This window comes from Nocardia concava NBRC 100430, from assembly GCF_000308815.1.
GTDB classification, from domain to species: domain Bacteria; phylum Actinomycetota; class Actinomycetes; order Mycobacteriales; family Mycobacteriaceae; genus Nocardia; species Nocardia concava.
Genome location: NZ_BAFX01000194.1, coordinates 34916 through 43889 on the forward strand (window position 1 = coordinate 34916; position 8974 = coordinate 43889).

The 8974-nt window shown below is 69.3% G+C and carries 8 protein-coding genes; 2 read left to right on the forward strand and 6 right to left on the reverse strand.

Features of this window, described 5'->3' with window-relative positions; all coding sequences use genetic code 11:
• Positions 1-16 precede the first annotated feature (16 nt).
• Both ON43_RS37950 and ON43_RS37955 read left to right on the forward strand, forming a co-directional pair.
• On the forward strand, positions 17-547 hold the full coding sequence (locus tag ON43_RS37950) for a hypothetical protein (protein WP_040815522.1): 531 nt from the start codon (positions 17-19) through the stop codon (positions 545-547).
• Between the two features lie 372 nt (positions 548-919).
• Entirely contained in the window at positions 920-1942 is a 1023-nt protein-coding gene (locus ON43_RS37955) for an AraC family transcriptional regulator (RefSeq protein WP_063712710.1), read from the forward strand.
• 63 nt (positions 1943-2005) lie between these two features.
• Here the strand turns inward: ON43_RS37955 and ON43_RS37960 are convergent, their stop codons facing one another.
• The 6 genes from ON43_RS37960 to ON43_RS37985 all read right to left on the reverse strand — a co-directional run.
• Positions 2006-3154, reverse strand: coding sequence for an LLM class flavin-dependent oxidoreductase (locus ON43_RS37960; protein ID WP_040815523.1), 1149 nt, complete (start codon positions 3152-3154; stop codon positions 2006-2008).
• 12 nt (positions 3155-3166) lie between these two features.
• Positions 3167-3715, reverse strand: coding sequence for an NADPH-dependent FMN reductase (gene ssuE / locus ON43_RS37965; protein WP_040815524.1), 549 nt, complete (start codon positions 3713-3715; stop codon positions 3167-3169).
• A gap of 13 nt (positions 3716-3728) precedes the next feature.
• A complete protein-coding gene (locus ON43_RS37970) occupies positions 3729-4937 on the reverse strand; it encodes an SfnB family sulfur acquisition oxidoreductase (protein ID WP_040815525.1) in 1209 nt (402 codons plus the stop codon).
• Positions 4938-4994: 57 nt separating this feature from the next.
• A complete protein-coding gene (locus ON43_RS37975) occupies positions 4995-6371 on the reverse strand; it encodes a styrene monooxygenase/indole monooxygenase family protein (RefSeq protein WP_040815526.1) in 1377 nt (458 codons plus the stop codon).
• Positions 6368-7843 (reverse strand): LLM class flavin-dependent oxidoreductase, encoded by a 1476-nt coding sequence (locus ON43_RS37980; RefSeq protein WP_051179868.1) that lies wholly within the window; start codon positions 7841-7843, stop codon positions 6368-6370. Before ON43_RS37980 ends, ON43_RS37975 begins: the two co-directional genes overlap by 4 nt.
• The coding region (locus ON43_RS37985) for an acyl-CoA dehydrogenase family protein (protein ID WP_040815527.1) at positions 7840-8974 on the reverse strand (1135 nt) is incomplete at its 5' end. The genes ON43_RS37985 and ON43_RS37980, both read right to left, overlap by 4 nt.

The window sequence follows — 8974 nt, forward strand, 5'->3', positions numbered from 1 at the left end:
CGAGGAAATTCTGTCGATGTCCGTTCGCGCTTCGCTGATGCTTGTATCTCTGCTGGTGGTGTCGACTGTCTTCTGTGTCGTCGCGCGGGTACCTCCCGCGGCCTCGGCGCCTTTGCGGGGCGGTGGGTACGCGATCTTCCTGGAGGCCGCGCCCACCTACACCCTGCGCCCCACAACGGCCGCCGCGCAGGTCGCCGCCGGTACGCGCGCCGCCGCGGGTGAGGGTGCCGAGGTCAATCGGTGGGAGCCCGTCCTGATCGGCTACCGGCCCGCCGGACCGGTCTACCAGCTGCTCAACTCGACAACCCGGTTGTGCCTGCAACCCGTGCGCCTGGACGCCGTGTCCTACTCGGTGGTCCAGGACATCTGCGGTATCGCCGACACCGGCCTGTGGTACATCAGCCAAGCCGCCGCCAACCACCGCATCAGCCTCGCGGCCGACCCGTCACTCACCCTCTACGGCGATACCGACTCCCCGGTCCCGGTAGCGCTGGTCGGCCGCATCGGCGACGAACCCCGCGCCCGCTGGATCTTTCAGCACCTGTGATCGGTTCGGTTCCCGGCTCGCCGTCGTCATTGTCTCCATCGGGGACGAGGAGTGCGGGTCCGTCGGCGGGCGGGCAGGATCTGCTTGTCGGGTACCGCGCCCGCCGACGGGGGACTGCCTGTACAGCGTTCGGCCCCGGTTGCAGGCTGGGGCCGCGGAGGCCGCCAAGGGCGAGCGGCCAACGAGCACAAGATTAGGCCGCGGTCGTGCGGTTCCCGCTGCGGTGCGCGGCCACGCTTCTGCGGAATTCGGCCAGTCGCGGCAGCCCCCGACGCGCGACGCGCGGACCGACACGCCCGGACCCGCTGACAGTTAGCTGAAGAATTGCCGAATTGGATTGCGGGAGGGTATTGGTACGAGATCATTTCCGGCATGTTCGACGACTCCTGGTGTGTCCGTTCGATACACGCCGCCGCAGTGCTGGTCGACTTCGCCGTTAGCCGATCGATGACGAGGGTGGCCGCCCTCGCCGGAACCGGGCTCGAGAAGGCGGACCTGGAGGACCCGGATCTCGAGATCGACGTCGGTCAGGAGTTCCGAATCATCGAGAATATCCTCGACACCGTCGGCGACGAGCCGGGTATCGGTCTGCTGGTGGGCTTTTCGGTGCACCTGCCCATGCTGGGCAGCCTCGGCATCGCCCTCGGCGCGTGTGCGACCGTGCGCGAGATGGCCGAGCTGTGGACCCGCTACGCCGAGTTGTCCTTCGCCTATTGCCGATTCGATCTCGCCGACGCGGGTGGGCGGGTACTGGTGACCCTCGACCCCGACCGGGTTCCGCCGCGCCTGCACCGCTTCGCCCTCGAACATGATCTGGCCGCCCTGCGCACCATCCAGCGCGAGCTGTTGAGCTGGGATGTGCTGGTGCACCGGCTCGATCTGACGCTGTCCTACGCCCCGGTCTACGAGGCGGTCGGGGTGGCACTCGGCATCTGCGCGATCGAGTTCGACCGCCCCGCCAATGTGCTGTTCCTGGACGCCGCCGACTTGCAAAGGCCCATGCCGCAGGCGAATTCGATCCTCCGCAAGCAATATCAGCAGCGGTGTGAGGAGATCGTCGGCCGTCGTCGTGCCCGGGCGGGTCTGGCGGGCCAGGTCCGCGCTCTGCTGATGCGCCACGGGCGTGCCGTGGACCAAGCCGCCGTCGCCGCCGACCTGCATATGAGCGTGCGCACCCTCCGCCGCCGACTCGCCGAGGAGGGCACCAGCTTCCGCGAATTATCGTGTGAGACGACGGGTTTGCTCGCCGAGGAACTGCTGGCCAACGGTCTCACCGTCGACACGGTGGCGACGCGCCTGGGTTACACCAGCGTCTCCGCCTTCACGACCGCGTTCCGCGATTGGAAGGGACAGACACCCGGGCAATTCGCCCAGCACAGACGCCGCCGCCACTGAGCGTGCGGGGCCGGGAGGATCGCTGGGAGCGGAGCGATTCTGGCGTCCCCGATATCCGTTGTGTCAGTTGGTGAACGGGACCGTTGTTGCGATGGGTGCTTCGGTGCTTCGGAATGGGTGTTGCCAGAGGGATTTTCGGGATAGGAGGGGGAGGATTCCCTCGCCGAACCAGTAGGCCTCTTCGAGGTGGGGGTGGCCGGAGAGGATGAATTCGTCGATGCCTAGGGCGTGGTATTCCTCGATGCGGGCGGCTACTTCGGTGTGGCTACCTACCAGGGCGGTGCCGGCGCCGCCGCGGACCAGGCCGACTCCGGCCCAGAGGTTGGGGGATACCTCGAGGGATGTGGTGGTGCCGCCGTGTAGGGCCAGCATGCGTTGTTGGCCTTCGGATCCGCTGCGGGCCAGGCCCGCTTGGATGGTGGCGATGGCTGGGGGGTCCAGCGCGGCCAGGAGACGGTCGGCTTCGGCCCAGGCCTGTTCGGCGGTGTCGCGGGTGATGACGTGTAGCCGGATGCCGAAGCGAGGTGGGGTGCGGCCTGCGTTGGCGGCCTGCTCGCGGATCCAGTCGAGTTTGGCGGCGACGGCGGCCGGGGGTTCGCCCCAGGTGAGGTAGACGTCGGCGTGGCGGGCGGCGACCTTGCCCGCGGCGGGTGAGGAGCCTCCGAAATAGATGTCGGGCACCGGGTCCGGGACGCGGTCGAGTGTGGCGTCGGTGACGTGAATGTGGTCGCCTTCCAATGTCACCCGTTCGCCGGTCCAGAGTCTGCGCACCACGCTGAGGAATTCGTCGGTGCGTTGGTAGCGCTGGTTCTTGTCGAGGTGGTCGCCGTAGGCGCGCTGTTCGTGGTCCTCGCCGCCGGTCACGACATTGAGCAGCAGGCGTCCGCCGGTGTGGCGCTGGTAGGTGGCGGCCATCTGGGCGGCGAGGGTGGGGGAGACCAGGCCGGGGCGGAAGGCGACGAGGAATTTCAGGCGTTCGGATTCGCGGGCCAGGATGGCGGTGGTCAGCCAGGCGTCCTCGCACCAGGCCCCGGTCGGGGTGAGGGCGGCTTCGAAGCCGAGTTGTTCGGCGCTGCGGGCGATTTGGGTGAGGTAGCCGATGTCGGCGGGGCGGTCGCCACCGGCAGCGGTGATCGTGGTGCCGTGGCCGCCGCCGACCAGGTAGCGGCTGTCGCCGTAGGTGGGGAGAAACCAGTGGAATCGCAACATGATTGGATCCCGCGCTCAGGCGGTGGCCAGCGCCGGGCGCGCGGACACTGCCGCCGAGAAGGCGTCGACGATCGGGTACAACTGCTCCGCCGCCCGGGGATCCAGGGTCACCGCAGCGCCATCGGTGGCGATGTGCTGGTCGAGCACGAACCAGCCGGGCACGATGTGGTCGGCGCCGAGCGAGGAGAGCACCGGCCGCAGCGCGTAGTCGATCGCGAGCACATGCGCGGGCGTGCCGCCGGTGACGATGGGCAGCACCACCTTTCCCGCCAGCGCGAACTGCGGCAGCAGATCGAGCAGTGTCTTGAGCAGTCCGGAGTAGGCGGCCTTGTACACGGGGGAGGCGACGACCACGCCGTCGGCGGCGGCGATGGCGGCGGCCACCGCCGCGATCTCGGGATGGGTGGCGTCGGCGTGCAGCAGGGCGGATGCGGGCAGATCGCGCACTCGCACCGACGCCACGGTGTGGCCGTCACCGCGCAGCCGCTCGGACAGATGCTCGGCCAGCGCGGCCGTGCGGGAGGTCGCTGACGGGCTGCCGGACAACACGATCAGAGAGGGCATGGAGAGGCTCCTTCTAGAGGACACCGTGCCGCGGAGGCGGCGTGCCGGTGAGGATGTAGCGACCGATGTGCTGGAGTTTCCAGCGCACCGGGTCGTGGAGGGTGTGGGTGCGGGCATTGCGCCAATGCCGGTGCAGGTTCAGCGAATCCAGGGCCGAGCGGGTGCCGGACACCTCGAACAGCGCGTTGGTCACCTCCAGTGCGGCGCGGTCGGCGGCGACCTTCGCGGTGGCGACGGCGATGGACGCGGCGGCGGCGCTGTCGTCGTCGAGGTCGGGGTGGGCCCGGTCGATGGCTTCGGCCGCCACCGACAGCAGCGCTTCGGCCGCGCGCACGGTGACTTCCAATTCGCCGAAACGCTGGATGGTGAGCGGATCGTCGGCGGCGTGTTCGACACCGGCTTCGAACCACGGACGGCTGCGGGTGCGCACGAATTCGACGGCCTCCGACAGCGCCCCGCGCGCGATGCCCGCGTCGATCGCGGTGTGCAGGATCTGCGCCCGGGCACCGTAGAGTTGCGGTCCGGTGAACGTGAGATGGTGCGGGACAACGTGATTAGCCGGAACCCGGACGCCGTCGAGGCGCACCGACCCGCTGGCGGTGGTGCGCTGCCCCATGCCGTCCCAGTCGTCGACGACGGTGAGGCCCTCGGCGTCGGCGGGGACATAGGCCACCACGATCCGGTCGTCGTCATTCTTGGCCAGCACCGGAATCCAATGCGCGAACAGCGCCCCGGTCGAATAGTGCTTGACCCCGTCGAGGACATAGCCGCCGTCGGGGTGTGCCCGCAGGCGGGTGCGGTAGTCCTGCACGTGCTTGGTGCCCGCTTCGGACTGCGCGTTGCCGAATCGCCTGCCCGCCAGCACTTCCGAGAACAGGTAGCGCTGTAGCTCCTCGGTGCCGTTCTGCCGCAACGCGTTCACATACACGAAGTGGCTGTGTGGAATCTGGGCGATGTTCGGGTCGGCCGCCGCCAGCAGCCGGAACACCTCCACCACAACCGAAGTCGGCAGGTCCGCGCCACCGTACGCGCGCGGGACGGAGATGCCGAGCAGCCCGCTGGCCGACAGGGTATCCAGCTCGGCGCGTGGCAGCTCGCGTCGTGCGTCGCGCCCGGCGGCATCGGTGGCGAAGTGGGTGGCGAGCCGTGCCGCGACCGCCAATGCCTCGTCGGCGTCGGCGATCACGTGTGCGGTCGCCGGTCGTTCGGTGATCTCGGTCATCGGGTGCCTCGGGCATTCTCGGTCGTGGTCACGGCGTCTCCTGGGTCGGCGAGTCGGCTATGCGGTGGCGAGTCCACCCGCGTAAGCGGAACGGGCGAAGCGCCCGGCCGGTTCGAAACGAGCCAGCAACTCGGCCGCGTCCTGGCCGGTGGCCTCGGTGATGAATCGCTCTGCCGCGTCGAGGGAATCGACGCCGAGGAACGGTTGCGGGCGGTGCAGCAGGCCGACGAGCGCGGCGGCGAAGCGCGGCTCGACCGCGGCGGCGGCGAACAGCTGGCCGCCGATGTCGGCGAGCTCGGCATCGCCGAGGAACAACCGCGTCACCCGGTTCGCCGCATCGCCGCGAGCGGCCAGGAACGCCCGATATTGCTGGGTGATCCATTGCTCGTCGAAGGGTCCGTCATGGACGGCGGCGGCCGCGACGAGGCGCTGGGCCTGGATCAGTCCGCTCTGCGCGCCCTGCCCCGCGATCGGGTCGTAGGCGGCGGAGGTGTCGCCGAGCGAGGCCACCACGTGACCGCTCGCGGTGCGCCCCGCACCCGCGCGGACCACCGGTCGGACAGCACCTTTCAGCCAGGAGTGCGGATCCTCGGCGATCGTCTGTGCGGCCAGCGCCTCGGGCAGGTCCCAGTCGAGATAGTCACGGTAGAGCTGTTGCACGATCCGCAGCGCAGAGTCCGCGGAATCGGCTCCGGCGAAACGCTTCTCCCAGTCGCTGCCGGGCCTGGCCCAGCCCAGGAAGGCCCAGCTGGGGCCGACGTCCTTGTGCAGGTACGGTCCCCACCAGGCTTCGCCCTGATCGGCGAGGATGGAGAACAGGCTGTGCGACCCGCCCGCCCGGCTGCGGTGCGCGAACACGCTCTCGTCGTGGCCGAGACCGGTCACGGTGACGGTGAGCAGCGAGCGCTGTGGCGCGGCGTAGGGGCTGCGGGACTCGTCGATCGCGAACAGGTCCGACAACCCGCCGCGTCCGGTCGCGACCAGCGTGAGGTCGACATCGGCGGCGATATGGTCCAGCTTCTCCGGCGTCACTCGATCGACGACGAAACGCCCGCCTCGTTCGATGAACGCGGTCAGCCGTTCGTCGGCCTTGAGCCTGGTATCGACGGCAACACCCACGTAGCCGTCGAAATGTCCGTCGAAGGCGATGAGTTCCTCACCTTCGGGCCCGGCGATGCGCACACTCAGACCCGTGTGCCGCGGTGCGCGGGCGGTGTAGGTGTCGAGTCCGAGTGCGGCTTCGGCCTGCTGGGTTTCGCCGAATTCGAGTGCGGTCCCGGTGGCGGGGACGTCGTCGCGCAGTGCGCGCTGGTCGCGGTCGCTGTAGAGGGTGACGTCGAATCCGGCGTCGAGCAGGCCCAGGGCCGCGGTGACGCCGGTCTGCCCGGCCCCGATCACGGCGGCCGTGCGGGTCGAGTTGTGCTGAGAAGTCATGCGGGGATCACCCTTTCGAGATCAGAGGTAACCGACTCGTGGTCGGCAGGATCGGCGGTGGCTCCCGGTCGGGACACCGCGTCCGGCAAGGCGGTCGAGCCCGCGGCACCGAGGCGATACCGTGCGCCTCGATGCTCCGGCGGCAGCCGGTCGCCCGCACCGAACAACGCGTTGCGGAGGGTGCCCGGAACGTACTCGTCCGCGTACGCGCCTCGTGCGGTCAACACCGGAACGACATGGCGCACAATGTCTTCGAAACTGCCCGGCGTAATGGCGTAGGCCAGGTTGAACCCGTCCAGATCGGTGTCGTCCACCCACTCCTGGAGCTGGTCGGCGACGGTCTCCCCGGAGCCGACGAACACCGGCCCCATCCCGCCGATTCCGGCCCAGCGGCCGATATCGCGGACCGTCCATTCCCGGCCGTCGTCGTCGAACTCCTGGAAGGCGGCCACCGCGGACTGGATGGCATTGCTCTCCACCTCGCCGATCGGGTCGTCCAAGTCGTATTTCGACAGGTCGATGCCCATCCAGCCGGACATGAACACCAGCCCACCCTCGACGCTGGCGTAGGACAGGTACTCCCGGTGCTTGTCGTGCGCGGCCTCGTCGGTGGCGTCGGTGACAATGGTGGCCAGCGCATAGATCCGCGCGGCGTAACGGTCGCGGCAGGCTGCTTCCAGGGCGTCTCGGATCCGAGAAACCGTCTGTGCCAGAACCCGTTTGGAAGGCCCGGCCACGAAAATGGCCTCAGCGTTCTCAGCGGCGAAACGGACCCCGCGTGGTGAGGCCCCGGCCTGGTAGATCACCGGCGTCCGCTGCGGCGACGGTTCGGACAGGTGAATGCCCGGCACCGTGTAGTGCTTGCCGCGATGCCCGATGTGATGCACCTTCGCCGGATCCACATAGACGCCGCGCGCGGTGTCGCGCACCACCGCGTCGTCCTCCCACGAGCCCTCCCACAGCTTGTAGAGCACCTCGAGATACTCGTCGGCCTGGTCGTAGCGATCATCGTGGTCGAGCTGATCGTCGGCCCCGAAATTCCTTGCGGCCGAAGGCAGATAGCCGGTGACCACATTCCAGCCCAGTCGCCCGCCGGTGAGGTGGTCGAGGGTGGACAGCCGCCGTGCGAAGGGATACGGGTGCTCGAACCCGGTGCCGGTGGTGATCCCGAAACCCAGGTGCTCGGTGACCGCCGCCATGGCCGAGACCAGCAGCAGCGGATCGGCCACCGGGATCTGCGCACCCTGACGCAGGGCGGCGATGTCATTGCCGCCGTACACGTCGTAGGTGCCCAGCACGTCGGCGATGAAGATGCCATCGAATCGCCCGCGCTCCAACAGCTTCGCCAGCTCGGTCCAGTAGCCGAGCTCCTTGTACCGATGCGACTGATCCTCCGGATGCCGCCACAGGCCCGGGGACTGGTGGGCCACGCAGTTCATATCGAACGCGTTGAAGCGGATGCGGCGGGTCATCGCCCGGCCCCCGCCGCCGGTGCGCGCTCGCCCGCACTCCACGCGAACGGCAGGTCGGCGCCGTTGAGCAGGTGATCGCCGATGGCACGCGCCTTCTGGATGGCCGGATTGTGCACCGAGATGGTGCGGGCATTGCGCCAGTGCCGATCCAGCCGCAGCCGCTCCGAGACCGCCGACGCGCCACCGACCTCGAAAAGCAGTGTGGTGGCGGGCAACACAAGGTCGATCACCGCCAGCTGCGCCTGCGCCGCGGCGAGTTCGGCTGCCACCAACAGCTTTTCGTCGCGCGCCCCGTCGGCCAGCACCGCATCGAGCACATCGGCGACCGCGAGCACACTGGCCTCGGCGGCGAAGGCGGCGGCCGACAGCCGCCCGATCACCTGCTGCACCAACGGATCCTGGCGTGGCAGGTCAGCGACGGAGTGGGTGTAGCCACGGGTGCGGGCCGCCACCCAGTCCCGGGCGTCGGCCTCCGCGCGCCGGGCGATACCGGCCAGCACCGCCAACTGCACCAGCTGCAGATAAGCCGTCGCATAGGTGGGGCCGGACGTCCCGTATCCGGGACCGAGGATGCGCTCCTCGGTGACGCGCACCGCGGTGAACTCGGTGGTGCCGCTGGCGGTGAGCCGCTGCCCGAACCCGTCCCAGTCGTCGTGCTGGCGCACCCCCTCGGCGTGCGCGTCCACCAGCACACCGACCCGCTCACCCTCGCGATCCGCCGCCGCCAGAATGTAATCCGCGTACAGCGAACCGGTGCTGTAATACTTCGTACCGTCCAGCCGCCAGTGCTCGCCGTCGCGAGTCAGGCGCGTGCGGTAGCGGTCGACCGCGCCGACGCCCGGCTCGGTGATCGCATTGCCGACCAGCGTGCCCTCCGCCACCGCGCGCAGCCAGCGCTCCCGCTCCGGCCCGTCCTCGGCCAGCAGCTGGTCCTCGACGAACGACCAATGCACCCGCAAGGCTTGCGGCAGATTCGATTCCGCGGCGGCCAGGGCGATCAGCTGCCGGAACAGCTGACGCACCGTGACCCCGTAGCCGCCGAATTCGACCGGCACCCGCAGCGCCCCGAACTTCGCCGCCCGCAACCAGCCGACCTCCTCGAACGGCAGCCGCCGATCGGTCTCCCGCTCG